Source organism: Mangrovibrevibacter kandeliae (assembly GCF_024519155.1).
GTDB lineage: Bacteria > Pseudomonadota > Alphaproteobacteria > Rhizobiales > Rhizobiaceae > Mangrovibrevibacter > Mangrovibrevibacter kandeliae.
Genome location: NZ_JANIFJ010000007.1, coordinates 49,251 through 74,229, shown reverse-complemented (window position 1 = coordinate 74,229; position 24,979 = coordinate 49,251). Strand labels below are relative to the sequence as shown.

Below are 24,979 nucleotides of genomic sequence, written 5' to 3'. Positions count from 1 at the left end.
TCCTGAGAAAACAGGATGACGTCTGGACGATATCATCTGCGACACGATCACGACGCGACAGCCTGACGCGTTTATAGTCTGGCTGCTTTATAGAAAAAGCTGTCTCGCCCGACCGTCCCCGCAGCACGGCCCGTTCAAGACTCCGCGCCGCCGTCGTGCAGCGCTCCACGTCCCTCCACCGCAGGATCGACCGGCCGTCGCCGGCCTTCAGTCCAGCCGAGGCACCGTTCCGAGCGGCACGATGCCGGCGGCGAGTTGGCCGTTGCGGGCGGTGATGTCGATCACCGTGTGGCCGTTCTCCTGCCGGCCGGCGAGCGGCAGGACCGCGGCGATCGTGTTGGCGAGGCTCGCGAGGTCGGGGGCTGCCTGGCCCACCAGCATCGCGATCTCGTTGGCGCCGAGCAGCGACAGATGCAGGGTGCCCGACATCCGGCCGTCCGCATCGAACTGCACGGTGCCGGAGAGGTCTGCCTCCGACGCGCCGAGATCGACCCGCGCCGAGCGCAACGTGATCGGCCGGCCGGCAAGACGCTCGCGCGCCGTCCCGTTCATCCGCCCGGACAGCCAGTCGGCCGCACCGCCGACGGTGAGGTCGAGGGAGAGGTCGGCCGGCGGCAGGTCCGGTGCACCGGGCATCACCAGCCTTGCCTGCGTCGCCGAGAACGCGGCGTCGAGGTCGCCCTCGCGCCGGCGCACATGCGTCTCGGTGTGGGCCGCCTCGGCGAGCGGCTGACGGTCGGCCGCGGGCTGGGCGAGCGACAGCACCGGAGCGTCCGACACGAGCGCGAAGTGGTCGAGGCCCTCGCGCCAGAAGGTCGCGCTCGCCTGGGTCAACGTCCAGCGTAGGTCCACCGGCGGCGCCTGCGGCGTGTCGACGAGCAGCGGCCCGTCGATCTCCGCGACGATGCGGTTCGGCCGGTAGAGCTGGGCCGCCGTACGGATCGCGCCGCCGGCGATGCGCAGCATGCCGTTGGCGCCGTCCACCGTCACCGCGTCGCAGCGGATCCCGAGCCGGAACGGGTAGCCGAAGACGTCGCGGTTGGCGCACCCGATCGACAGCCCCTCCTCCCGCGCACGATCGATCTGCCGCGCCACCTCGTTCTCCAGCCGTCCCGCCAGATAGAGCCAGGCGGCGGAGAGGGCGGCGAACAGGAGGAGCGCGACGACCACGATGCCGACATAGGCGCGGCGGGTGCGCCGCCGGTCGCGCGACCTTGACACGGCCATCTGCGGAACCTTTCTAAGCGCCCGGCGCAGCGGGCTGATGGCGTAGGCGATGAACGAGTTTTGGGTGTTTGGCTACGGCTCGCTGATCTGGCGTCCGGATTTCGACTATGAAGAACGCGTGAAGGCTCGGCTTGGCGGCTACCATCGCGCGCTGTGCGTCCACTCCTTCGTTCACCGTGGCACGCCGGAGCGGCCGGGCCTCGTCTTCGGGCTCGACCGCGGCGGCTCCTGTGTGGGCATGGCCTTCAGGGTCGCGTCCGACAAGCGCCGGGGCGTTACCGAATACCTGCGCAGCCGGGAGCTCGTCACCAATGTCTATCGCGAGACCACACTCCCCGTCCGCCTGGCAGACGGGCGTGCGGCGCGGGCCCTGACCTTCATCGTCGACCGGGGCCACCCGCAATATGCCGGCCGCGTGAGCGTCGAGACGGCGGCGACGATCGTCACCCGCGCGCATGGCCGGTCGGGCGCCAACCGCGAGTACGTCACCAACGCCCTCGCCGAAATCCACGGGCTGGGTCTGAAGGACGCCTGGCTCGAGCAGGTGGTCGACCGGCTGGCGCCCGTCGGCTCAAGCCATGCGGGCAGCGCCCTGCGGAGCGGCTGATCGCGGCGGCGGCGCCTCCTCCAGGATCCGCTCCACCTGCGGGGTCTTCGGCAGACGCGGGTTCTCGGCGAAGGCCTCGCGCACGAGTTCGGCGGTCCGGCCTTCGATCACCGCCTCGAGCCGCGCGATGAAGGTCGCGCGATCCAGCCCGGGTTCGATCGGCGGCAGAAACTCGGCCCGGATCGTGCCCGGCGGGCGCCGGATGCCCCGGCTCGGCCAGAACAGCCCGGAGTTGACCGCCACGGGCACCACCGGCAGCCCGAGTTCGGCATAGAGATGGTAGATGCCGGAGCGATAGGCGGGCTCGGCGCCCGGTCGGGTCCGCGTGCCCTCCGGGAAGATCACGATCTGCCGCCCGTCCCTGATGGCGGCCCGCGCCCCCGCGACCATGGAGGCGATCGCGGCACCCCGCTTCCTGCGGTCGACCGGAATCATCCCCATTCGCCGCGCATAGAGGCCGAAGAGCGGGACGTGCATCAGCTCCTTCTTCAGGACGAAGCTCGGCCGGACGATCGCCGGCAGGAGCGCGAAGACCTCCCAGAACGATTGATGCTTGGCGGCGACGATGGCCGGTCCATGCGGCAGGTGCTCGCTTCCGGTGACCGCCGAGCGCGTGCCGGTGACGATGCGCAGGAGCGACATGTTCGAGCGCCCCCAGCCCTTGACGATCCCCCAGCAGGCTCGCTCGGAGCCGAGCAGAAACACCGGCAGGGACAGGATCAGCCGGGCCGCCAGATTGAGATAGAACAGGACGGTGAAGGCGATCGAGCGGGCGAGCAGCATCGGGCGGCGACCTCAGACTTGTGACCGCCCGGCGCGCGGGCGATTCCCGATGCCACAGGGCGGCGGGAGGGACAACCCGTCCACGCGGCGGAAGGCATTGCGCCAGCGCTCAGTTGGCGGCGAGATGGGCGATGCGGTCGTTGACGGACGCGGTCGGCTCGATGCCGGCGGCATAGCGCAGCCGCGCCGCCAGAAGCTTGGCGTACTCGGTCAGGAGCACCCTGAACCCGGCCAGGCTCGGCATGCTGCGCGTCGCCCAAAGGTCGTCGCGGACCACGGGATAAGGCGTGATCACCGGCGAGGCCGGCAGCCGGTCGAACTCCAGCAGCGAACGCGGCATGTGGTAGTCGCTGGTGACGAGGATCAGGCTGCCGAAGCCTCGCGCCTGTGCCCAGCGTGCCGTCATTTCTGCGTTCCCGACCGTGTTGAGCGCGGCATAGTCGATGTCGACGCAGCAGTCGAACAGCGCCTGATCCGTCTCGGTCAGCTTGGAGAGGGTGTGGGCGCTGGTCGCAGGGTTGACGCCGCTGATCAGGAGGCGCCGCGCCCGCCCGTCCTTGAGGAGATCGATCGCCTGGTCGAGCCGCTGCGCACCGCCGGTGAGAACCACGATGCCGTCGGCCCGCTGGTCGTGCGGGCGGGCGGCGAAACTCGCCACCTCCTGCGCGAAGCCGAGGAAGCCGCCGGCGAGGTAGCCGCCACCGAGGAGCGTGCCGACGGCGCAGGCCAGAGCCAGGCGCGTCGACCAGGGGTGCCGGGCCGCGAGCGCCCGCAGGCGGGGCCGCCGCACCAGCCTCGAATCGCCCTCGCCGATGGACGCCACGCTCGTCATCTGTGGAACTGTAGGGGACGAGAGTGGCATCGGCGAGGCGTTCTTTGGCAGTCGGTTGAAGGAGTCTGAGATCAAAGGGTTAACGAGATCCTACCGCTCGACCGGCGAGATCATGTCGATCGCCGCCAGCTGTCGCGTCACCGTCAGGCGTGAGGTCAATGCGGTGAGACCGCCCACGGTTGCGACGAGGAGGACGACGCCGGCATATCCGGTCCAGCCGATGGCGAAGGAACCGAACAGCGCGCTGATCTGGTCGGCCTCCGGCGTCGCCTCGTTCAGTGCCGTCCAGCGGCCCATGGCATAGAACAGGACGAGCGCGGTGGAGCCGCCCGCCACGGCCCCGAGCAGGCCGAGCTTGAGGAAATGCCGCTCGAATTCGGCGGCGATGAAGCCCGACCGGGCGCCGACGAAGTGCAGCACCTCGATGATGTGCCGGTTGCCCGACATCGCGCCGCGGGTGGCAAAGACCACGGTCAGGGTCGTCGCCACCAGCACCAGCGTGAGGATGGCAATGCCGATGACGACCGTCGCGTGGGCCATCGTCACGAGCCGCGACACCCACGCCCGGTGATCGTCGAGGCTCGCCTGCGGTACGGCGATGCGCAGGGTGTCGCGCAGGCCGGCGAAGTCGGGCGGCGCCGCCTCGTCGATGGCGATGACCACGAGGCGGGGAACCGGCAGGTCGTTGAGGTCGAGGTCGTCGCCGAGCCAGGGCTCGAGCAGCCGCTCCGTCGCCTCGTCCCCCATGATCTCGGCGCTGCGCACGCCGGGCGTGGCGAGCGCCGTCGCACGTACCTTGGCGAGCGCGGCGGCCATGTCGAGGCCGTCGTCCGGTCGCACCTGCACGGTGATTTCGCGCGAGATCTGGCTCTGCCAGGCCGAGGCCGTGTCGGCGACGAGCGTCACCGCGCCGACCGTCAGCGAGGCCAGGAAGGTCATGATGCCGATGACCGTCATCAGCGCCCGGCCCGCGACGTTGCCGGGTGGCACGATCGGCGTCTGGCGCTCCTCGCGGGCGCGGCGGGCGAGGCGGCGGCGCAGCGCGGCGAAGCGGCCGGCGGCGGGGGGCGCGGCGGCATCAGTCATAGATCTGCAGCCTCCCGTCCGCGAGCACCAGCCGGCGCGCCTCGACCTGATCCATCAGGCCGAAATCATGGGTCGCGATGACCACCGCCGTGCCGGTGCGGTTGAGCTCGAGGAACAGGCGAAGCAGCCGACGGGCGAGCGGCGGGTCGACGTTGCCGGTCGGCTCGTCGGCGAGGAGGATGTCGGGCTGGTCGATCAGCGCCCGGGCGATCGCCGCACGCTGCTTCTCGCCGCCGGACAGGACGACCGGGAGCGCCTTCATCCGTTCGCCGAGCCCGACCCACTTGATCAGGTCGACCACGTCCTGCCGATAGCTCGCCTCCTCCTTGCCGCGCACCCGCAGCGGCAGCGAGACGTTCTCGTAGGTTGTCAGGTGGTCGAGCAGGCGGAAGTCCTGAAACACGACGCCGATGCGCCGGCGGATCGCCGGAAGATCGCCGCGCGACAGCGTCGACACGTCGCGGCCGAGTACGGTGATCAGGCCGCGCGTCGGCTTCAGCGCCAGGAACAGCATGCGCAGAAGGCTGGTCTTGCCGGCACCGGACGGTCCGGTGAGGAACTGGAAGGACTGGGGGCGGATCTCGAAGGAGAGATCGCGCAACACCTCCGGCCCCATGTCGTAGCGCAGACCGACATTCTCGAAACGGATCAAGCCGTCACCTCTTTCGCGCTTTCGCTTCCGCCGAATCACGTCATTATGGCCGAGGCGTGGTGTTTTCGCGTCGCCGCGGGCGGACACGGCCGCGCCCAGGTCGCGTGCTGCCCTCGGCCTTCACCCTCCGTTAACCAAGCTTCCTTACCAGTTCCTGAAGACGAGCGGGACGCGATGACGAGACACAGGACCGCAGCCACTCCCCGCCGACCGGCCGCAGCGTCGCGCCCTCGGCCCTATGCCGGAGCCTTCCGATGATCACCGTGCGCGGCCGGCAGATCGAGACCCTGTTCGATGAGGCGGAGATCGCCGCGCAGGTCGATCGCCTCGCCGCCGAGATCCGGGCGCGGGCGACGGGCGACATGCTCGTCGTGTCCGTCCTGAAAGGCTCCTTCGTCTTCGCCGCCGACCTCATCCGCGCCATGCATCGGGCGGGTCTGGCCCCGGAGGTCGAGTTCATCTCGCTGGCGAGCTACGGGGCGGGGACGCAAGGGGGCGAGGTGCGCGTCCTGCGGGACGTCGAGACGTCCGTCGCCGGTCGCCACGTCCTCCTGATCGACGACATCCTGGAGTCGGGCCGCACGACCCGCTACGCCCGCGACCTCATGCAGCAGCGCGGCGCCGCCCGCGTCGAGATCGCGGTGCTGCTCGACAAGGCGATGCGGCGCAAGACCGAGATCGAGGCCGACTATGTCGGTTTTGCCTGCCCCGATCACTTCGTCGTCGGCTACGGCATGGATGTCGGCCACGCCTATCGCGAATTGCCCTTCGTCGGCCGGGTGGTCGAGTGAGCCTCGCTCAAGCCTCGTGATGTATCGCGTAAGATCCCAGGACTGGAGGTAGACGACAATGGCGCGAATCCTGGTCGCCGAAGACGACGCCGGCGTCCGCCAGCTCGTCGCACGTGCACTCAGGCTCGAAGGACACGAGGTCGACCTCGCCGAGGACGGCGAGATGGCGCTCGACCAGCTGATTGCCGAGGACGGTGCCTACGACCTGCTCTTGTCCGACATCCGGATGCCGGCAATGGACGGGATCGCGCTCGCGCATCGCACCGCCGAGACGTGGCCTGATCTGACCATCCTGCTGATGACCGGTTATGCCGAGCAGAAGGAAAGCGCCGAGGAGCTCCGGGCGATCATCGTCGGCGTCGTCGACAAGCCTTTCACCCTCGCCGAGATCCGCAGCGCGGTCGCCCGGTCCCTGCAGGCCTCCGGCGAGGAGCCATTGCGGCTCTACGCCTGACGATTGGCTGCCCGACCGCTGCTCAGCGCAGCCGGCGCGCCGCGATGAAGCTCCGCGGGAACGCCAGAAGGCGTCGTCCGTCGGCCCGCGGGGGATACGCCGCGTCCAGGGCGGCCTGATAGCGCTCCAGAAACGCCGTTCGCTCCGCCTCCGGCAGCGGCTCGACGAAGGGCTTCAGCCCGGTCGAGCTCAGCCATTCGACGATCGCCGCCGGCGTCGTCATCGGATGGTGATAGACCGTGCGCCACACCTCCACCTCCGCCGCGCCGGGCGCCAGAAGGTCGTAGTAGCCCTGAAGGTCGAGAAGCCGCGTGCGCAGCGCCGCGGCATCGCCGAGAATGCCTGCGAAGGGCGGTTCGGCGGCCACCTCGCGCATCAGCCGGTGGCTCGGCTCGTCGAGATTGTCCGGCATCTGGATGGCGAGGACGCCGCCGGGCGCCAGCAGCGAGAACAGCCGCGGCATCAACGCCGCATGATCCGGTACCCATTGCAGCACGGCATTGGCGAAGATGAGTTCCGGCGCCTCGCTCGGCGTCCAGGTCGCTGCGTCCCCGGCCTCGAAGCGCGACCGCGGCAGGCGCTCGGCTGCGGCACGCAACATGGCCGGAGAGGTGTCGATGCCGAGGATCTCCGCCTGCGGCCACTGCGCGGCGAGGAGCTCGGTGGAGTTGCCCGGTCCGCAACCCAGATCGACGACGTGCCGCGGCGCGTCGAGATCGACCGCGGCGAGAAGGTCGCGCGCCGGACGGGTGCGCTCGCGCTCGAAGCGCAGATAGAGATCGGGCTGCCAGTCGGCCATCGCGGATGCTCCCCGGGCGAGCCGCGCGCTGCGAGCCGCCTCGAGCCTCCTCTTACGGCGTTTGCAGCAGCCGCTCCAGATACTCGCGCTCGAGCTGCGGCGACAGGGCGTCGCCGAGCCGGTTGCGGATCGCGTCGAGAATCTCACGAGCCCGCTGGGTGTCGATCTCGTCCGGCACGCGCACGTCGCCGCCGAAGTCCGGCCCGTTGGTGGCGCGCGGGCGGCCGAGGGGGTCGCGCCCCGACTGCTGGTTCGGACCGTAGCCCTCGCCCATCTGGCCCGGCTGTCCGGGCTGGCCCTGCTGCCCCGGCTGGCCTTGCTGCATCGCCTGCTGCATCTGCTGCATCATGTCGCGGGCGCCGCGGCGCAGCGCTTCCATCGCCCGGCCCTGCTGGCCGACGGCCTCGCCGTCGTCGCCCTGGCCGAGCGCGCCCTTGGCCTCGCCCATCGCCTGTCCGGCCTCGCCGAAGCCCTCGCCGGGCTTCATGCCGTTCTCCTGCATCTTCTTCTGCAGGCCGTCGAGATCCTGCTGCAGCTGGCCCTGCTGGGCCTGCAGCTGATCGAGCAGCTTCTGCAGCTGCTCGGCCGTCATCGGCTGGTCACCCTGCCCCGGTTGCTGACCGTCCTGCGGCTGCCCCTGCTGCCCCTGCTGCCCCTGCTGCCCCTGCTGACCCTGCTGCTGATCGCGGGCGCCGCCATCCTGCTGGCGCTGCATCTGCTGGCGCCCATACTCGAAGGTCTGGTCCATCAGCTGCTGCTGCTTGCGGAGCAGCTCGCCGAGCTGGTTCATCTGCTCCTGCATCGGATTCTGGCCCTGCTGGCCCTGCTGCGGCGGCTGCCGCATGGCCTGCATGTTGTCCATCATCGACTGCAGCTGAGAGAGAAGCTGCTGGGCCGCATCCTTGGAGCCGGACTTGGCGAGGTTCTCGATCTGGTCGAGCATGCGGTCGAGGTCCTGCGGCCGGATCTCCTGCAGGTTGCCCATCTGCATCTGGTCCTGCGACATCGGCGGCATGGTCTTCATCGCTTCGGCCATCGCCTGCAGATACTCCTGCATGGCCTGCCGCAGCTCCTTCATCAGCTTGTCGATCTCCTCGTCGCTGGCCCCCTTTTCCAGCGCCTCCGACAGGCGCTCGCGCGCATCGCGCAACTGGCGCTCGGCAAGCGACAGGTCGCCGTCCTCGATGCCGAGCGCGATCTGCCACAGGAAGTCGACCGCCGAGCGCAGCGTGTCGTCGTCGGGCGCATGTGCGATGCGCGAGCGCGCCGCCCGCAGGGCGAGGTAGTCGGAGGGGTTGGGGATGAACTCGGCGCCGCGCGTTGTGATCGCGTCGAGCATCTCGACCACTCGCGGCGCGGCATTGGCGTCGAGGGCCAGCATCCGGCGCTCCTCGACCACGGCGCGGGCCAGCGGATTGGTGAAGCGCTTCTCGGGCAGCGTCAGCGTCTTGGTCTCCGAGCGACCGACCTGGCCGGCGTCGTCCTCGGCGACGAGCGTCATCTCGACCTTCGCTCCGGCATAGGGGCTGTCCTTGAGGTCGGCGCTAGTCTTGGCCTTGGCCTCTCCCTTCGTCCGGCGTGGCATCGCGAGCCCGATCTCCGGGGGCTCCACGAGCGGGCGGGCGTCCTCTGCCGTCGTCCCGCTGGCAACCGGCTTGATCTCGGCCCGCCCCTTGCGCACGCCATAGTCGTCCGAAACCGTGTAGGCGAGCTCGAGGGCGCCGTTGCGCGCCTGCGCCGGCTCGCCATCATAGGCGATGGTCGGGTCGCTGTCCGGCGCGACGTCGAAGCGCCAGCGGGTTCCACCGGTGAGGCCGGTGGCGAGGGTCGCCGTGCCGCTGGCGGCGAGGGTGTAGCGGTATTCGCGCGGCAGCGGCGCGTTGCCCTGGCGCGGCGCCTCGGTGACGGGACGCACGCCGGTGTCGGCCTCCTTCGCCTCCTCCGCGCCGACCGGCAGCACGTCGACGCTCGCGCTGCCGTCGGCAGGCGCGAAGGCGAGCGATGCTGCGCTTCCGTCGGAGATCCGCACCGACAGGACGCTGCCTTCCGGCACGTCGACCGGCGCTTGCCCGGCTGCGTCGAGGAAGACGGGCGCGCGCCCGGTGTAGTTCGGGGGGGTCACCCAGGCATCGACGCGCGCCGGCACCATCGGTGCGGCGTCCGCGGTGTCGAAGGCGTCGGCGATGCGCCCGCCATGCGAGCCGAAGGAAAAGGCGAAGGCGGCGACGAGGGCGAGCGCCAGACCGGCGCGCAGGGCCAGGGGGTCGAGCCGCTCGCTGCGGGTGTTCGGCCCGCCGCCCGACAGATGCGCCAGCCGCGCCGCCATCCGCCGCTGATGCTCGCGCCACAGTGCCTGCGCCACCGGGTCCGCACCGGTGACGGTGTCGGACTGGGCTCGGAGCGGCTGATGCTCGAGCCGGCTCGCTGCCTCGATGCGGGCCTCCACCGCGCCATGGCTTGGCCAGACGATGCCACGCATCCGCCAGAGCACGAAGAGCACGCAGACGGCGGCGAGGACCCCGAGCACGAGCCGTCCGGCGAACGGCAGGAGGGAGACGAGACCAAACCAGGACAGCGTCAGGAACAGCGAAGCGACGCAGGCGAGACCGAGGATCGTCGGCCAGAGCGCTTCGATCAGGAGGGCTGCGCGGGCGCGGGCGCGCACCCAACCGATGCGCCGCCCATGGCGCAGCTTCGAGTCGTCGGCGTCGATGGGCATGCGCGAACCGTCTTTCCTGTGGTTGCAGCGCAGCTTACCCCGCTTTTGGGCGATGGCGAGGCCTCATGACGCGCATTTGAAGTGCCGGCTCTCCATCGGCCGGCCGCGAGTCGGTCAGCCCGCCGCGGTGAGCCAGGGCGGCAGGCGGTCGAGTGCGATCAGGTCCTCGACCGTCTGGCGGGGCCGGACGACGGCGAAGGCATCGCCCTTCACCATGACCTCCGGGACGAGCGGCCGCGAGTTGTACGTCCCGGCCTGCACCGCGCCGTAGGCGCCGGCCGTCGACACGAAGAGGAGATCGCCGGGAGCGACGGGGTCAAGCGCGCGCTCCTGTGCCAGGAAATCGCCGCTCTCGCAGACCGGACCGACGACGTCGGCGACGAGCGTCGCAGCGTCCGGCGACGGCTCGGTCACCGGCGCGATGTCGTGCCAGGCGCCGTAGAGCGTCGGGCGCACGAGATCGTTCATCGCCGCATCGACGATGACGAAGGTCTTGGCCTGCGCCTCCTTCACGTAGACGACCCGCGTGACGAGGATGCCGGCATTTGCCGCGATCAGCCGGCCGGGCTCGAAGACCACCTTGCAGTCGAGGTCGCGCACGTGGCGCTTGACGATCTCGGCATAGGCAAAGGGCTCGGGCGGCGGCGCCTCGCGATGCCGGTAGGGCACGCCGAGCCCGCCGCCGACATCCACATGGCTGATCGCGTGGCCCTTGGCGCGCAGCGCGCGCACGAGTTCGGCCAGCCGCGCGAAGGCCTCGTCGAAGGGCGCGAGCTCGGTGATCTGGCTGCCGATATGCATGTCGATGCCGGACACCACCAGGCCCGGCAGCTGCTGCGCCCGCTCGTAGACCGCATCGGTGCGTTCGAAGGCGATGCCGAACTTGTCGGCCTTCTTGCCGGTGGAGATCTTCGCGTGCGTCCTGGCATCGACGTCCGGGTTGATCCGAACCGAGACGTGCGCCTGCCGCCCGAGTGCGACCGCCCGGGCCGACACTGCCTCGAGCTCAGGCTCCGACTCGATGTTGAAGCAGAAGATGTCGTGGCCGAGGGCGAGATCGATCTCCTCCGCGGTCTTGCCGACGCCGGAGAACATGATCTTCTCCGGCGCGATCCCCGCCCGGATCGCACGTGTCAGTTCGCCGCCCGACACCACGTCGGCGCCCGCGCCGAGCCCGGCCAGCGTCGCCAGCACGGCCTGGTTGGAGTTCGCCTTCATGGCATAGCAGACCAGCGCGTCGATATCGGCGAAGGCGTCGGCGAAGACGCGGTAGTGCCGCGTCAGCGTGGCGGTCGAATAGCAGTAGAAGGGGGTCCCGACGCTTTCGGCGATCCGCCGCACGGCGACATCCTCGGCGAAAAGCTCGCCGTCGCGATACTGGAAGTGATTCATCGACCTCGCCGGCTGGCGGCCTTTCTCGGGATGTGCGCTTCGGGCCGGCTCAGTTCAGGAGCCCGTCCAGCACGAAGGGCCGCTGCGGCGCGTCCGGATTGCGCGTGGAATTGGCGGGCGACACGCTCGATCCCGACTGCGCCGTCGCGCCGCCATAGGTGCCGAACAGCCTGCGGCCCGGATGCGCCTTCTGCTCCTCGGTCGCCGTGCTCGACAGCGAAGGGGGAACCGGATCGTTCTTGACCCCGCATCCGGCGAGCCCCGACAAGAGGACGAGACCGAGCAGTAGCCTGCCGCCTGTTTCGATCATGCCCCTGCCCCTCTCACGCGAACGCCCCTCGCCTCACGGTTCTTCTACCTGCTTTGCTTCTGGAAATCACGCCTCGAGGCGCGCCCGCCAGTAGCCGATCTGCGCCCGGACGTTGTCGGGCGCCGTTCCGCCGAAGCTGGTGCGGCTGCGCACCGAGGCCTCGACCGACAGGACGCCGTAGACCGCCGGCGTGATGCGCGGCTCCACCGACTGCAGCGCGTCGAGCGGCAGGTCCTCCAGCCCGACCCCGGCGCTTTCGGCGAGCGCCACGACGCGCCCCGTCACGTGATGCGCCTCGCGGAACGGCAGGTTCAGCGTGCGCACCAGCCAGTCGGCGAGATCGGTCGCGGTGGAGAAGCCGTTGCCGGCGGCCGCACGCATCGCCTCGACGTTGACGGTCACGTCGCGCACCATGCCGGTCGCCGCCGCAAGCGACAGCGTCATCGAATCGATCGCGTCGAAGACCTGCTCCTTGTCCTCCTGCATGTCCTTCGAATAGGTCAGCGGCAGGCCCTTCATCACCGTCAGCAGCGAGATCAGCGCACCGTTGATGCGGCCCGGCTTGGCACGCATCAGCTCGGCCGCGTCGGGATTGCGCTTCTGCGGCATGATCGAGGAGCCGGTGGAGAAGGCATCCGACAGCCGCACGAAGCGGAACTGCGGCGTCGACCAGATCACCAGCTCCTCGGCAAGCCGGGACAGGTGCGTCGCCGCGATCGCCGCCACCGAGAGATATTCCAGCGCGAAGTCGCGGTCGGAAACGGCGTCGAGCGAATTGCGGCTCGGCTCGCGGAAGCCGAGCGCGGCGGCCGTGCGGTGCCGGTCGATGGGAAAGCCCGTTCCGGCGAGCGCCGCGGCGCCGAGCGGCGATTCATCGAGACGCACCAGTGCGTCGCGGCAGCGGGAGCGGTCGCGCGCCGCCATCTCGACATAGGCGAGGCAGTGGTGGCCGAAGGTCACGGGCTGGGCGCTCTGCAGATGCGTGAAGCCCGGCATGATCGTGTCGGCATGCTCCTCGGCGCGCTCCAGCAGCGCCTGCATGAAGCCGGTCAGCCCGTCCGCCAGCGCGGCGAAGGCGCGCTTGACGTGCAGGCGGAAGTCGAGCGCCACCTGGTCGTTGCGCGAGCGCGCGGTGTGCAGCCGCTTGGCCGGATCGCCGATCAGCTCGGCGAGGCGGGACTCGACGTTCATGTGGATGTCCTCGAGCGCGCGCGAGAACTCGAAGCGCCCTTCGGCGATCTCGGCCCGCACCTGCTCCAGCCCAGCGGCGATCGCGGCGGCATCGTCCGCCGAAATGATGCCCTGCGCGGCCAGCATCTCGGCATGCGCCTTTGATCCGTCGATGTCTTCGGCATACAGACGCTTGTCGAACCCGATGGAGGCGTTGATCTCCTCCATGATCGCGGCGGGACCGGAGGCGAAGCGTCCGCCCCACATCTCGTTGCTCGTCTTCTGGCTCATCTCGGCTCGAAAGGTCTCTAGCTATGGCGGAACGGCAGGCGGATACGCGCTTCAGCCTCAGGACGATCGCGGTGCTGGCGGTGCTCGCCGGTCTCGTCGCGGGGGCGGTCGGGGTATACGTGATCGAAAGCCGGTCTGGCAACGAATCGCTCCGCTCCGCCGGCTGCCCGGCGGACGACGCGCTGAAGCAGGCGCTCGACGCGCGCGCCAGCGGCGAGGTCGCGGCGGTGCGGCCGCTCGACGCGCCGCTCGACGTCTCCGACCTGTCCTTCACCGACGAGGACGGCAAGCCGAAGAGCCTCGCCGCCTTCAAGGGTAAGGCGCTCCTCGTCAACCTCTGGGCGACCTGGTGCGTGCCCTGCCGCGAGGAGATGCCGGCGCTCGACGCGCTGGAGCGCCAGGAGGGCGGCGACGGCTTCCAGGTCGTGCCGATCTCGATCGACCTCGGCGATGGCACCAAGCCGAAGGCGTTCTATGCCGACAACGCCATCTCGGCCCTGCCGCTTCTCCTCGATCCGTCGCTTGGCTCGTTCAACCGGCTGAAGAGCGCCGGCATCGCGCTCGGCCTGCCGACCTCGCTGCTCGTCGACGCGCAGGGCTGCGCCCGTGCCGCGATCAACGGCCCGGCGGCCTGGGCAAGCCCGGATGCCATCGGGCTGGTCGATGTGCTGAAGGGCAAGCCGGCCGGCGCCTGACCGCCAGGCGGCGTCGAAGGTGGGGCTGCGGCGAACGAAAGCTCGGAGCACGGCGCCTGATCCGCCGACGGCCTGTCTGGGCTCTGCTGCCGCGCGGATGGCGGGATCGGCAAGTTCCCTGTGGGACTCACCCGGGATCTCGACGTCAGGCCGCCGGAATCACCTCGACATTTACGTGACTTAGGCCGGCGATCGTCGCGAGACGCTGCTTGTAGGTCTGGCTGTCCAACTTCGCGCGCGAGACCACTCAGACGACCGCTGCCATGTGTCCCGGGCCGACCCGCCACAGATGCAGGTCGCAGACCTCGTCGCCGCCAGTCTCGATGATGCGTCGGATGGCCTGCGTCATCGCGGCGCTCGGCACGATGTCGAGGAGCACGGCGCCGCTGTCGCGCAGAAGGTCGATCGACCAGCGGGCGATCACCACCGCCCCGAGGATCCCGACCGCCGCATCCATCCAGAGCCAGCCGTAGACCCAGCCCGCGAGAAGCCCGACGATCGCGAGCACCGATGTCAACGCGTCAGCCAGAACGTGCAGGTAGGCGGCACGCAGGTTCCGGTCGCCGTGGAGCGCGGAACCTGTCTCGGCGCCGGCATGCGCGTGCCGCGCGTGGCCGTGGACGGACTCGTGCGGGTGGTCCCGTGCGTATGGGGATGGCCATGGCCCTGGCCATGCGTGTGATCGTGGCCGCCCTGATGCAGGAGGACGGCGCTCGCGATGTTCACGAGCAGCCCGATCACGGCCACCCAGATCGACTCGATGAAGCCGATCGGCTGAGGCGAATAAAGGCGGGTCAGCGACTCCCAGCCAATGCCGAGTGCGACGAGGCCGAGGATGATAGCGCTGGAGAAGGCCGCGAGGTCGCCGATCTTTCCCGTGCCGAAGGAGAAGCGCGGGTCGATCACGCATACCTATCCTCCAGGAGGGGATCCGACAAGCGCACAGGGACGCGCTCAGGTCCGCCTGGTCATCTCGTAATCATCGGAGGCGGCCGGAAAAACGGCAACCTGGTCCTCACCCGAGGAGGTTGCGCGCCGCCCGCATGAAGACCGCCGCGCCGATCGGGATCAACGCGTCCGGGAAGTCGTAGTCCGGGTTGTGCAAGGCCGGGCAATGCTCGCCGGCGCCGAGATAGAACATCGCCGACCGGGCGACGGTGGCGAAGCGACCGAAATCCTCCGACGCGCGGAACGGTCGGCCCTCCCGATGCGAGACCCCCTCGGCATCGAGCGCCGCGCGCAGCAGCGCCACCGCCTCCGGATGATTCTCGCAATGTGCAAAGACGTCGTGATAATCCATCCGTGCGGTCAGCCCGGTCCGCGCTGCCGTGTCGCGCACGAGCCCTTCCGCCGCGGCGACCATCGCGGCCATGCGATCGTCGACCATCGTGCGCAGGGTCGCCCAGACCTCCGCCCGTCCGGGCGCGATGCCGAAGGCGGGTTCGCCCATTGCGGCATGGGTGACGGTGACGAGCGAAAAGCTCTCGTCGAGGGCGCCGCCCCGGCCGAGCGCGGTCAGCGCCGGCATCAGCGCGGCGACCGCGGCCATCGGCGAGACACCGGTCTCGGGCTGCGAAGCGTGTGCCGTCTTGCCTTCGAGCACGATGCGCAGGCCCCGCGAGGCACAGTTCACCGGCCCCGTCCTCAGCTCGACGGCCCCGAGCGGCGAGCCTGGATTGTTGTGGAGCGCGAAGGCGAAGTCCGGGCGAAGCTCGGCAAAGCGCGGATCGGCGAGCACCGCCGCGGCGCCGGCCCCGGTCTCCTCCGCCGGCTGGAACAGGAGGATCGCCCGGCCGCGCACCGGGCGTTGCCGGCCGAAGCCGAGACCGAGCCCGGCCAGGATCGCCATGTGACCGTCGTGGCCGCAGAGATGGCCGTGGCCGGGGATCACGGAGCGGTGCGCGGCGCGGCCCGTCTCCTCGATCGGCAGGCCGTCGAGTTCGGCGCGGATCATCACCGTCGGACCGGGTTCGTCGCCGTCGTAGACCGCCGCGACGCCGTGCCCGCCGAGACCGGTGAGAATGCGATCCGGCGTCGTGGCCGACAGACGCTCCACGACAGCGGCGGCCGTCGCCCCTTCGGCACCGGACAGATCCGGGCGGGCGTGGAGAGACCGCCGCCACGCGGTCAGTCCGGCAATGTCGCCGGCATCGAGGAAGCCGTCATGCTGACCCGCCGGGAAGACTGGTGTCGCGCCCGCGCTCACCGCGTCGGCACCGGCGTCTCGCCGCGATAGTCGTAGAAGCCGCGCTTGGTCTTGCGGCCGAGCCATCCGGCCTCGACATACTTCACCAGCAGCGGGCACGGCCGGTACTTGGAGTCCGCCAGCCCGTCATGCAGCACCTGCATGATCGACAGGCAGGTGTCGAGGCCGATGAAGTCGGCGAGCTGCAGCGGGCCCATCGGATGATTGGCGCCGAGCCGCATGGACGTGTCGATGCTCTCGACCGACCCGACGCCCTCATAGAGCGTGTAGATCGCCTCGTTGATCATCGGCAGGAGGATCCGGTTGACGATGAAGGCCGGAAAGTCCTCCGAGACGATGAAGGTCTTGCCGGCCGCCGAGACGAAGCGCTTGGCCGCTTCGAAGGTCTCGTCCTCGGTGGCGATGCCGCGCACCAGCTCGACGAGCTTCATCACCGGCACCGGGTTCATGAAGTGAATGCCGATGAATCGCTCGGGCCGGTCGGTGGCCGCCGCAAGACGGGTGATCGAGATGGACGAGGTGTTGGTGGCGAGGATCGCGTCGCTCCTCAGCGCCGGGCAGATGCCCGCGAAGATCTTGCGCTTGACCGCCTCGTCCTCGGTCGCCGCCTCGATGACGAGGTCGAGGTCGCCGTAGGCGGCGGCGTCCGCGGTCGCCGTCAGCCTGTCGAGCGCAGCGGCCTTCGCCTCTGCCTCGATCTTGCCCGACTGGAGCTGCCGGTCGAGATTGGCAGCGACCTTGGCGATCCCGGCCTCGGCGCGTTCGGCCGAGACGTCGAACATCGTGACGTCATACCCGGCGAGCGCGGCGACATGAGCGATGCCTGCGCCCATCTGTCCGGCCCCGACGACGCCGACCTTGCGGATCTCCACGAACAAGCTCCCCGACTGTACTGTTCCACCCTGCCGGCGCCTCGGCGCGCGGCGCGCAACCTGAAGCTAGAGCTTGCCGGTCAGTTCCGGCAAGATTTCGAAGATGTCGCCGACGAGGCCGTAGTCGGCGATCTGGAAGATCGGCGCCTCGGCGTCCTTGTTGATCGCCACGATCACGCGCGAGTCCTTCATACCGGCGAGGTGCTGGATCGCCCCGGAGATGCCGGCCGCGACGTAGAGCTCGGGCGCGACGACCTTGCCGGTCTGGCCGACCTGCCAGTCGTTCGGCGCGTAGCCGGCGTCCACTGCGGCCCGGCTCGCGCCGACCGCGGCGCCGAGCTTGTCGGCGAGCGGCAGGACCACCTCGTCGAACTTCTCCTTCGAGCCGAGCGCCCGCCCGCCCGAGACGACGATCTTGGCGCCGCCGAGTTCCGGCCGCTCGCTGACCGCCAGACTCTCCTCGACGAAGCGAGAAACGCCGGGATCGGCACTCGCCGCGACGGGCTCGACCGGGGCCAAGCCGCCGCCCGCCGCCGCGGCGAAGGCCGAGACACGCACCGTCAGCAGCTTCTTCGCATCCGAGGACCGCACCGTCTGGATCGCGTTGCCGGCGTAAATCGGCCGCTCGAAGCTGTCCGGCGCGACGACGGCGGTGACGTCGGAGACCTGCATCACGTCGAGAAGCGCGGCGACGCGCGGCAGGACGTTCTTGCCGGTCGTCGTCGCCGGGGCGACGATCGCGTCGTAGGCGCCGGCAAGGCCGACGATCAGGTCAGCCAGCGGCTCGGCCAGCCGATGTGCATAGGCCGGCGCCTCGGCGAGCAGCACCTTGGCGACGCCGTTCAGCTGTGCGGCCGCATCGGCAGCCGCCCGGGCGCCTTCGCCGGCGACGAGCACATGCACCTCGCCCCCGAGCTGCGTGGCTGCGCTCAGCGCCTTGGCCGTCGCGTCCGACAGGCCGGTGTCATGGTGCTCGGCGATCAGAAGCGTGGTCATCGGTCTCTCCTTCCCGCGCTCAGAGCACGCCGGCTTCGTTCTTCAGGCGGTCGATCAGTTCGTCGACCGAGGCGACGACGATGCCGCCGCCGCGCTTCTGCGGCTCGACGGTCTTCACCACGGTCAGCCGAGGCGTCGTGTCGACGCCGTAGTCGGCCGGCGTCTTCTCCTCGATCGGCTTCTTCTTCGCCTTCATGATGTTGGGCAGCGTCGCGTAGCGCGGCTCGTTCAGGCGAAGGTCCGTCGTGACGATCGCCGGCAGCGTCAGCTCGACGGTCTGCAGGCCGCCGTCGACCTCGCGCGTCACCGTCAGCGCGGTCTCGCCCGCGGCGAGCTTGAAGGCAAAAGTGCCCTGCGGCCAGCCGAGCAGCGCCGCGAGCATCTGGCCGGTCTGGTTGGCGTCGTCGTCGATCGCCTGCTTGCCGAGGATCACGAGGCCGGGCTCCTCGGCCTCCGCGACGCCCTTCAGCAGCTTGGCAACGGCCAGCGGCTCCACCGTCTCGTCGGTCTTGATCAGGATCGCGCGGTCGGCGCCCATGGCGAGCGCGGTGCGCAGCGTCTCCTGCGCCTGCTGCGGGCCGATCGAGACGGCGACGATCTCCGTGGCCGTGCCGGCCTCCTTCAGTCGCACCGCCTCCTCGACCGCGATCTCGTCGAACGGGTTCATCGACATCTTGACGTTGGCGAGATCGACGCCCGTGCCGTCCGGCTTCACCCGGATCTTGACGTTGTAGTCGACCACCCGCTTGACCGCGACGAGGACCTTCATGCCTGGATCGGCTCCCTGCTGGTGCGGCAGGCCGGGATCGAGCGGCCTGCGAAAAGTTGGCGGACCCTAGAAAGCTCGCCGCGAGGCGTCAACGGCAACGCTGTCCCCCCGCCTCAGCGGCTGCCGCCCGGCACCCAGAGCACGTCGGCGCGGCCGTGGTCGTTGGCGACGCGCGCAGCGACGAAGAGAAGGTCTGACAGGCGGTTCACATAACGCAACGCAGCGCCGCCGACGGCCTCGCCCGGCCGCGCGGCAAGGCCGACCATCAGTCGCTCGGCCCGACGGGCGACGGTGCGGGCGTGGTGCAGCTGCGTGGCGGCCGGGCTTCCGGCCGGCAGGACGAAGGAGCGCAGCGGCTCGAGCGCCGTGTTCATCGCGTCGATCTCGCCCTCCAGCCGCTCGACCTGCGCATCCGTCACGGTCAGCCGTTCGAAGGGCAGCGGCTCGTCCCCCTCCGGCGTCGCCAGCTCGGCGCCGAGGTCGAAGAGCTCGTTCTGGATGCGGGCGAGAACGGCGTCGAGGTCGGGGGCGGCGTGCAGCCGCACGAGGCCGAGGACGGCGTTCAGCTCGTCCACCGTGCCGATCGTTTCGAAGCGCAGGTCCGCCTTCGAGCGCCGCTCGCCGGTGGCGAGCCCGCTGGTGCCGGCATCGCCGGTGCGCGTGTAGATCTTGTTGAGTCGGACCATGACCGCCTCAGCGCGCGAACCAGAGGGCGCCGACGATGATCAGCACGGCGATCGCCTGCAGCATCACGCGCGCCTGCATCAGCTTCTGCGAGCGGTTGGCCGGCCCGCCCCGCATCAGGTTGACGAGACCCATCACCAGGACGACGGCGACGAGCCCCATGAAGATGACGGCGAGGAAGGTGAGAAAGCCCGACATGGCATCCGTTTCTGTAAGGGTCCACGGCATATAGGCCACCCTCGGCCGGTCTGCGAGCGAGCGGGCCGCGGCCTCAGGTCCGGGCCGGCACTTCCGCCGCCGGCAGCGCCGTCCGCCGACGGCTCTTGCGCGTCGCCGCGGCGACGCCGATGCCGGCGAGCGCCATGCCGGCGATCTGCACCGGCGTCAGCGTCTCGCCGAAGAGGAGGAAGGCCATGACCGCGGTGACGCCGGGCACCAGATACATCAGCGAGGCAACCGACGAGACCGCACCCTCGCGGATCATGAAGAGCAGGAGGAACACCGCGCCGATCGAGAGGACGAGCGTGAGCCAGACCAGCGCGAAGACGAGCTCGCCCGCCCACTCGACCCGCATCGTCTCGAACAGGACCGCGGCGGGCAGCGTCGGTATCAGCGCGCCGATATATTGAAGGGCCGTGCCGACGGTGAGATCGACGCCGCCGACGAAGCGCTTCTGCCAGATCGTGCCGGTCGAGATCGCGACGACCGCCAGCACCACCGGGATCAGCATCAGCGGGCTGTAGGAGCCGGCGCCCTCGAGCTTTGGCGCGATCACCAGCGCCACGCCGAGAAGGCCGAGCGCCAGGCCCACCCACTGCCGCCGCCCGACCGCTTCGCCGAGAAAGCCGGCGGCGAGCAGCGCGGTGAGGAGCGGCTGCAGCCCGACGATCAGAGCCGCGATGCCGGCCGGCAGGCCATGCCGCACCGCGTAGAACACGCCGCCGAGATAGATCCCGTGGATCAGCGCACCGGCGAGCATCGCATGGCCCGCCGCCGCCAGCGGCGGCCGCTTCGCCCGCACGGCCAGGGGCAGGAGAAGGAGCAGCGCGAGGCCGTAGCGCATCGCCAGAAACGTCATCGGCTCGGCATGCGGCATCGCATAGCGTGCGCCGATGAAGCCGGTCGACCACAGGAGGACGAAGATCGCGGGGATGAACGGACGCACGGTGGGACTGGCACTCCGGGACACGCGCCGAGCCGGCGGTCACGCGGCACCGCAACCGGCCGCGGGCGAGCGTGGTAGCAGCCGCAGGCTCGATGCGGAAGCGTCGGGGCAGGCGGATCGCGCCGCGTCTGCGCGAATGTTGCGCCGCGGGCGCGCGAGGGCTACCGCTGACCCGCAAGTCTGTCGGTGCCATGCAGCTCATCCTCAACGTCGTCATTCCGATCTTCGGCCTCATCGCCATCGGCTACCTCTTCGCGCGCATCGGGCTGCTCAGCGAGGCGACCGGCGAGTCGCTGGGCAGCTTCGTGTTCATGGTCGGCGTGCCGGTGCTCCTCTTCCGCACCGTCGCCAGCGCGGACTTCAACGACGGCAACCCGCTGCTGCTCTGGCTGGTCTATTTCGGCGCGGTCGCCGTCACCTGGACGCTCTCGACCGTCCTCGTGCGCAAGCTGACGAGCGCGGACCGGCGCAGCGGCGTCATCGCCGGCATATCCGCGAGCTTCGCCAACACGGCGTTCATCGCGATTCCCGCCGTCGATCGCGCCTATGGCGAACTCGGCCTGCATCCCCTGTTCATGGTGATCTCGATCCACATGCCGGTGATGATGCTGACCTCTTCGCTTCTGATCGAGCGAGCGGCGGCACGCGACGCCCGCGACCAGGGGATCGACATCCATGCCGCCCGGCTCGGGCAGGTGCTCCTGCGGGTCGGCAAGGGGCTCGCCGGCAACGCGCTCGTCATCGGCCTCGCCTCCGGCTTCCTCTGGCATCTGACGGGGCTCGCCCTGCCGGGGCCGATCGACCAGATCACCGAACTCCTCGCGCGCACGGCCGGGCCGATCGCGCTGTTCTCGATCGGCATGTCGCTGAACCGCTTCTCGGTGCGCGGCGACCTCCTCGCGCCGGCGATCACCTCGTTCCTCTCGCTGCTGCTGATGCCGGCGCTGGTCTACCTGTTCGGCCGCAACCTCCTGCCGCCGCTCTGGCTGAAGGCGGCCGTCGTCACCGCCGCCTGCCCGGCCGGCGTCAACGCGTATGTGCTGGCGGTCTATTTCCGCTCGGGTGAAAAGCTCGCCGCCGCGGCGATCCTCGTCTCCACCCTCGGCGCGGTGCTGACGCTCAGCGGCTGGCTGGCGATCCTCGGCTGAGCCCGCTCAAGGAGCGGCGACGTCCTGCAGTCCCACCATCCGGCGCACGTCCGCCGGCGTCAGCCCCGCCTCGCGCAACGCCTTGAGCGAGAGGTCGCGGGCGCTCTTCGACAGCTTGCGCCCATCCTCGCCGAAGATCAGGTCGTGGTGGTGGTAGATCGGCGCCGGCAGGCCGAGCAGCACCTGCAGCAGCCGGTGCACCGACGTCGCAAAGAAGAGGTCGCGGCCGCGCACGACGTGCGTCACCCCCTGCAGCGCGTCGTCGACCGTGACCGCGAGATGATAGCTCGTCGGTGTGTCCTTGCGGGCGAGCACGACGTCGCCCCAACGGCCGGGATCGTCGGATATCTCGCCCGCCTCGCCGTCCGGGCCGGCGCCGGTTTCGTGCCAGCCGAGTGCACCGGCCATCGCGGTCGCTCTCCGCATGTCGAGACGCCAGGCGAAGGGCTCGCCGGCTGCCATGCGGGCCTGCCGCTCCCCATCGGACAGGTCGCGGTCGAGCCCCGGATAGAGCGGCGCGCCGTCCGGGTCCCGTGGCCATGGGCGCCCCTCCTCAGTCTCCCGGCGCTCGACGAAGCCGCGGATTTCGCCGCGCGTCATGAAGGCCGGATAGGCAAGATCGGCTTCGGTCAACGCATCGAGGGCAGCGCGGTAGTCGTCGAAATGCTCGGACTGGCGGCGGACAGGCGTCTCCCAGGCGAAGCCGAGCCAGGCGAGGTCGGCCTCGATCTGCCGCTCGAAGTTGACCGTCGATCGCGCCCGGTCGATGTCCTCGATCCGCAGAAGCAGTCGCCCGCCTGTCGCCCGCGCCATCGCCTGATTGGCCAGCGCCGAATAGGCGTGGCCGAGATGCAGTTCGCCGTTCGGGCTGGGGGCAAAGCGGAAAACGGGTTGCGCGTCGGACATGCGCACCCGATCTCGCATCAGGACCCGGGATGGCAAGGGGAAGACGCCGTGATTCGAAGCCAGGCCGACATCGAGGCGGGTCTCGCCGCGCTCGCGAGCACCGATCCGCGCCTGCGCCCGGTGATCGAGCGGGCGGGACCGGTGCCGCTGCGCCGGATCGAGCCGGGCCTTGCCGGGCTTGCCCGCATCGTTACCGGCCAGCAGGTGTCGCGGGCGAGCGCCGATGCCATCTTCGGCCGCTTCCGCACCGCCCTCGATCCCGGCTCGCCCGAGGCGATTCTCGCTGCGGACGACGCGCTCTGGCGTCAGGTCGGCATGTCCAGAGGCAAGCAGCGCACCCTTGTCGCGGCGGCGGCTGCGGTCCAGTCGGGCGCGCTTCCCCTCGGTCAGATCGACGCAGCGGCACCGGACACGGCGATTGCCGCGATGGTGGCGGTGCCCGGCATCGGGATCTGGACGGCCGAGTGCTTCCTCCTGTTCGCCGCCGGCCATCCCGACATCTTCCCGTCAGGCGATCTCGCGCTGCAGGTCGGCGTCGGCCACGCGGTCGGCCATCCGGCGCGGCCGACGGCCCGTCATGTCGCTGAGATCGCTCGTGAATGGTCGCCGCACCGTTCGGTCGCCGCACGGCTGATCTGGGCCTATTATGCCGCCGTGACGCGCCGCGACGCCGTCCTCGCCAACGAACCGGATCCGCCCGTCGGAGAAGCCGCGGCGGCCGCCGCCTCGCCGCCCGGCACGGAGTGATTCGCAGCTCCGGCCGCAGCATCCCGGCGCCCGGTTCGATCGCCTGTGCAAAGTCCCTGAATCCGCTCGTATTCCAGGCTTCACAAAGGCGACACGATGAGACACGATATTGCCGGCAACCGACGCAAGTCGTGGGAGTGAAGGAGTGTATCCTTGACGATCGCGGTCAACCCGGACCTGTCTCCGGCGCTCGTGCTGAACGCCGACTACCGGCCCCTGAGCTACTACCCGCTGTCGCTGTGGTCCTGGCAGGACGCCATCAAGGCCGTGTTCCTCGACCGGGTGACCATCTTGGCCGAGTACGACACCAAGGTGCGAAGTCCCACCTTCTCCATGGCCCTGCCCTCGGTCGTCTGCCTGAAATCCTACGTCAAACCCGCCCGCTACCCTGCCTTCACCCGCTTCAACGTCTTCCTGCGCGACCGCTTCCAGTGCCAGTATTGCGGCTCGCCGAACGAGCTGACCTTCGATCACGTGATCCCCCGGTCGCGCGGCGGCCTGACCACCTGGGACAACGTCGTCACCGCCTGCTCGCCCTGCAACCTCAAGAAGGGCGGGCTGATGCCGAAGGCAGCCGGCATGATGCCCCACCAGTATCCCTTCCAGCCGACGGTGCACGACCTGCACAACAACGGCCGGCTGTTTCCGCCGAACTACCTCCACGAGAGCTGGCTCGACTATCTCTACTGGGACACCGAACTCGATCCGGAGTGAGGCGGGACACGCAGGCTCTTGCCACCGCGCTCCGCCCGTCGTCGTGACCGCGCGCGGGCGTCTTCTGGAGCTTCGTCCGGCGACCGGCAACCCGCCGCTACGCCGTCATCCGAAGGACCGGCTGCCGCGGACGGCCGCGCTCCAGAGGGCGACTGCCGCCAGGACCAGCGAGGCCACCGCGTTCCAGCCCGCAAAGGACAAACCCAGAAAGCGGGCCGCCGCCTCGTCGCAGGCCGGCGGTTGCACGGCGTCGATCGTCGACAGGAGGTCGCCGCCGAGATTGGCGGTGCCGCCGCCGGTGCAGCCGGACGGGCCCGCCCAGGCGTGCCACTCGACGCCGGAGTGGTAGATCGCGAGCCCCAGGCCGACGAGCATCGCCAGCGCGATGAGCACGAGGAGCCCGCGCACGGTCGGGGCGCTCGCCCGGCCGGCGGCCGCCACGAGCGTCACGAGCGCCAGCGGCGCCGCGATGTAGTAGGGCCAGCGCTCGATCAGGCAGAGATGACAGGGCAGGTAGCCGCCGATGTGCTCGAACAAGAGGGCCGTGCCGACAGTGGCGAGCGTGCCGACGAGGAGGACGGCGGAGCCGAGCGTCTGACGGCGGCCGACCGGTTGGGAAAACGTGGCGACCATGCAGCGGATAATCCTTCGACGCATCACCGTCGCAGCCTGTACGCGCCCCGCCGTCGCCCCGCAACAGCGGCAAACTGCATCCCCGGCGATTTGCTGGAGGCGGGCGGGCTGCGACCGCGTCGCGAAAGCCGCGGCATCTTCGGTTTTGCGCCTCGCCGATCCCGTGCCGATTGACCCGGTGCGGCTTGCGGCTATAGTCCCGCGCGATCGGCTTTCCCGCCGTTCGCCCCTATGGCGGAATTGGTAGACGCGCTCGACTCAAAATCGAGTTCCGCAAGGAGTGCTGGTTCGATCCCGGCTAGGGGCACCAATCCACTGCGTTTCAGGCTGC

The 24,979-nt window shown here is 70.0% G+C and carries 28 protein-coding genes and 1 tRNA gene; 8 read left to right on the top strand and 21 right to left on the bottom strand.

Annotated features, from left to right (window positions below; all coding sequences use genetic code 11):
- Nucleotides 1-207 precede the first annotated feature (207 nt).
- Nucleotides 208-1,227, bottom strand: a complete 1,020-nt coding sequence (locus NPA30_RS16805; protein ID WP_256803933.1) for a DUF2125 domain-containing protein — start codon at nt 1,225-1,227, stop codon at nt 208-210.
- A 49-nt stretch (nt 1,228-1,276) separates the two neighbouring features.
- Between NPA30_RS16805 and NPA30_RS16800 the strand changes: the two genes are divergently transcribed.
- Nucleotides 1,277-1,834, top strand: a complete 558-nt coding sequence (locus NPA30_RS16800; protein WP_256803932.1) for a gamma-glutamylcyclotransferase — start codon at nt 1,277-1,279, stop codon at nt 1,832-1,834.
- Here the strand turns inward: NPA30_RS16800 and NPA30_RS16795 are convergent.
- The 4 genes from NPA30_RS16795 to ftsE form a co-directional block, all read right to left on the bottom strand.
- Nucleotides 1,799-2,617: a lysophospholipid acyltransferase family protein gene (locus NPA30_RS16795; RefSeq protein WP_256803931.1), complete on the bottom strand. Its 819-nt coding sequence runs from the start codon at nt 2,615-2,617 to the stop codon at nt 1,799-1,801. The genes NPA30_RS16800 and NPA30_RS16795 overlap by 36 nt on opposite strands.
- A gap of 109 nt (nt 2,618-2,726) precedes the next feature.
- Nucleotides 2,727-3,449 (bottom strand): YdcF family protein, encoded by a 723-nt coding sequence (locus NPA30_RS16790; RefSeq protein WP_256803930.1) that lies wholly within the window; start codon nt 3,447-3,449, stop codon nt 2,727-2,729.
- A gap of 90 nt (nt 3,450-3,539) precedes the next feature.
- A complete protein-coding gene (locus NPA30_RS16785; RefSeq protein ID WP_256803929.1) occupies nt 3,540-4,535 on the bottom strand; it encodes a cell division protein FtsX in 996 nt (331 codons plus the stop codon).
- Nucleotides 4,528-5,187, bottom strand: coding sequence for a cell division ATP-binding protein FtsE (gene ftsE, locus NPA30_RS16780; RefSeq protein ID WP_256803928.1), 660 nt, complete (start codon nt 5,185-5,187; stop codon nt 4,528-4,530). The genes NPA30_RS16785 and ftsE overlap by 8 nt, the downstream gene beginning before the upstream one ends.
- A gap of 254 nt (nt 5,188-5,441) precedes the next feature.
- On the opposite strand from ftsE, the gene hpt reads away from it, so the two are divergent.
- Both hpt and NPA30_RS16770 read left to right on the top strand, forming a co-directional pair.
- Nucleotides 5,442-5,978, top strand: a complete 537-nt coding sequence (hpt, locus tag NPA30_RS16775; protein ID WP_256803927.1) for a hypoxanthine phosphoribosyltransferase — start codon at nt 5,442-5,444, stop codon at nt 5,976-5,978.
- A 58-nt stretch (nt 5,979-6,036) separates the two neighbouring features.
- Complete coding sequence (locus NPA30_RS16770; protein WP_256803926.1) at nt 6,037-6,432, top strand: response regulator; 396 nt, start codon at nt 6,037-6,039, stop codon at nt 6,430-6,432.
- 22 nt (nt 6,433-6,454) lie between these two features.
- Here the strand turns inward: NPA30_RS16770 and tam are convergent, their stop codons facing one another.
- From tam to argH, 5 genes are all read right to left on the bottom strand, one after another.
- On the bottom strand, nt 6,455-7,231 hold the full coding sequence (gene tam, locus NPA30_RS16765; RefSeq protein ID WP_256803925.1) for a trans-aconitate 2-methyltransferase: 777 nt from the start codon (nt 7,229-7,231) through the stop codon (nt 6,455-6,457).
- Nucleotides 7,232-7,283: 52 nt separating this feature from the next.
- On the bottom strand, nt 7,284-9,950 hold the full coding sequence (locus tag NPA30_RS16760; protein WP_256803924.1) for a TIGR02302 family protein: 2,667 nt from the start codon (nt 9,948-9,950) through the stop codon (nt 7,284-7,286).
- 114 nt (nt 9,951-10,064) lie between these two features.
- Nucleotides 10,065-11,342, bottom strand: coding sequence for a diaminopimelate decarboxylase (gene lysA / locus NPA30_RS16755; RefSeq protein ID WP_256803923.1), 1,278 nt, complete (start codon nt 11,340-11,342; stop codon nt 10,065-10,067).
- Nucleotides 11,343-11,391: 49 nt separating this feature from the next.
- Nucleotides 11,392-11,652, bottom strand: a complete 261-nt coding sequence (locus NPA30_RS16750; RefSeq protein ID WP_256803922.1) for a lipoprotein — start codon at nt 11,650-11,652, stop codon at nt 11,392-11,394.
- 66 nt (nt 11,653-11,718) lie between these two features.
- Nucleotides 11,719-13,113: an argininosuccinate lyase gene (gene argH / locus NPA30_RS16745; RefSeq protein ID WP_256803921.1), complete on the bottom strand. Its 1,395-nt coding sequence runs from the start codon at nt 13,111-13,113 to the stop codon at nt 11,719-11,721.
- 23 nt (nt 13,114-13,136) lie between these two features.
- On the opposite strand from argH, the gene tlpA reads away from it, so the two are divergent.
- Nucleotides 13,137-13,808 carry a thiol:disulfide interchange protein TlpA gene (tlpA, locus tag NPA30_RS16740; protein WP_256803920.1) on the top strand — a complete coding sequence of 224 codons (672 nt, stop codon included), beginning with the start codon at nt 13,137-13,139 and terminating at the stop codon, nt 13,806-13,808.
- A 247-nt stretch (nt 13,809-14,055) separates the two neighbouring features.
- Here tlpA and NPA30_RS16735 read toward each other — a convergent pair whose 3' ends face one another.
- The 9 genes from NPA30_RS16735 to NPA30_RS16695 all read right to left on the bottom strand — a co-directional run bounded on the left by NPA30_RS16735 (nt 14,056) and on the right by NPA30_RS16695 (nt 20,500).
- Complete coding sequence (locus NPA30_RS16735; RefSeq protein WP_372338851.1) at nt 14,056-14,346, bottom strand: cation diffusion facilitator family transporter; 291 nt, start codon at nt 14,344-14,346, stop codon at nt 14,056-14,058.
- Nucleotides 14,322-14,714 carry a cation transporter gene (locus NPA30_RS16730; RefSeq protein ID WP_256803919.1) on the bottom strand — a complete coding sequence of 131 codons (393 nt, stop codon included), beginning with the start codon at nt 14,712-14,714 and terminating at the stop codon, nt 14,322-14,324. Before NPA30_RS16730 ends, NPA30_RS16735 begins: the two co-directional genes overlap by 25 nt.
- A 109-nt stretch (nt 14,715-14,823) precedes the next feature.
- Nucleotides 14,824-15,948, bottom strand: a complete 1,125-nt coding sequence (locus NPA30_RS16725) for an amidohydrolase (RefSeq protein ID WP_256804008.1) — start codon at nt 15,946-15,948, stop codon at nt 14,824-14,826.
- A 62-nt stretch (nt 15,949-16,010) separates the two neighbouring features.
- Complete coding sequence (locus tag NPA30_RS16720) at nt 16,011-16,847, bottom strand: 3-hydroxybutyryl-CoA dehydrogenase (protein ID WP_372338850.1); 837 nt, start codon at nt 16,845-16,847, stop codon at nt 16,011-16,013.
- A 105-nt stretch (nt 16,848-16,952) separates the two neighbouring features.
- Nucleotides 16,953-17,882, bottom strand: coding sequence for an electron transfer flavoprotein subunit alpha/FixB family protein (locus NPA30_RS16715; protein WP_256803917.1), 930 nt, complete (start codon nt 17,880-17,882; stop codon nt 16,953-16,955).
- Nucleotides 17,883-17,901: 19 nt separating this feature from the next.
- Nucleotides 17,902-18,651 carry an electron transfer flavoprotein subunit beta/FixA family protein gene (locus NPA30_RS16710; protein ID WP_256803916.1) on the bottom strand — a complete coding sequence of 250 codons (750 nt, stop codon included), beginning with the start codon at nt 18,649-18,651 and terminating at the stop codon, nt 17,902-17,904.
- A gap of 113 nt (nt 18,652-18,764) precedes the next feature.
- Nucleotides 18,765-19,337, bottom strand: coding sequence for a cob(I)yrinic acid a,c-diamide adenosyltransferase (locus NPA30_RS16705; protein ID WP_256803915.1), 573 nt, complete (start codon nt 19,335-19,337; stop codon nt 18,765-18,767).
- Between the two features lie 7 nt (nt 19,338-19,344).
- Nucleotides 19,345-19,533, bottom strand: coding sequence for a twin transmembrane helix small protein (locus NPA30_RS16700; protein WP_256803914.1), 189 nt, complete (start codon nt 19,531-19,533; stop codon nt 19,345-19,347).
- 73 nt (nt 19,534-19,606) lie between these two features.
- A complete protein-coding gene (locus NPA30_RS16695) occupies nt 19,607-20,500 on the bottom strand; it encodes a DMT family transporter (protein ID WP_256803913.1) in 894 nt (297 codons plus the stop codon).
- A 191-nt stretch (nt 20,501-20,691) separates the two neighbouring features.
- Between NPA30_RS16695 and NPA30_RS16690 the strand changes: the two genes are divergently transcribed.
- The gene (locus tag NPA30_RS16690) at nt 20,692-21,648 is read left to right on the top strand and encodes an AEC family transporter (RefSeq protein ID WP_256803912.1); all 957 of its coding nucleotides are present in this window, start codon (nt 20,692-20,694) and stop codon (nt 21,646-21,648) included.
- 6 nt (nt 21,649-21,654) lie between these two features.
- Here the strand turns inward: NPA30_RS16690 and gluQRS are convergent, their stop codons facing one another.
- A complete protein-coding gene (gene gluQRS, locus NPA30_RS16685; protein WP_256803911.1) occupies nt 21,655-22,554 on the bottom strand; it encodes a tRNA glutamyl-Q(34) synthetase GluQRS in 900 nt (299 codons plus the stop codon).
- A 48-nt stretch (nt 22,555-22,602) separates the two neighbouring features.
- Here gluQRS and NPA30_RS16680 point away from each other — a divergent pair, with 48 nt between their 5' ends.
- Both NPA30_RS16680 and NPA30_RS16675 read left to right on the top strand, forming a co-directional pair.
- The gene (locus tag NPA30_RS16680; RefSeq protein ID WP_256803910.1) at nt 22,603-23,301 is read left to right on the top strand and encodes a DNA-3-methyladenine glycosylase family protein; all 699 of its coding nucleotides are present in this window, start codon (nt 22,603-22,605) and stop codon (nt 23,299-23,301) included.
- Nucleotides 23,302-23,454: 153 nt separating this feature from the next.
- Nucleotides 23,455-24,015, top strand: coding sequence for an HNH endonuclease (locus NPA30_RS16675; protein ID WP_256803909.1), 561 nt, complete (start codon nt 23,455-23,457; stop codon nt 24,013-24,015).
- 105 nt (nt 24,016-24,120) lie between these two features.
- Here NPA30_RS16675 and NPA30_RS16670 read toward each other — a convergent pair whose 3' ends face one another.
- Nucleotides 24,121-24,648: a disulfide bond formation protein B gene (locus tag NPA30_RS16670; RefSeq protein ID WP_256803908.1), complete on the bottom strand. Its 528-nt coding sequence runs from the start codon at nt 24,646-24,648 to the stop codon at nt 24,121-24,123.
- A gap of 225 nt (nt 24,649-24,873) precedes the next feature.
- Here NPA30_RS16670 and NPA30_RS16665 point away from each other — a divergent pair.
- A tRNA-Leu gene (locus NPA30_RS16665) sits at nt 24,874-24,958 on the top strand.
- Nucleotides 24,959-24,979: the final 21 nt, after the last annotated feature.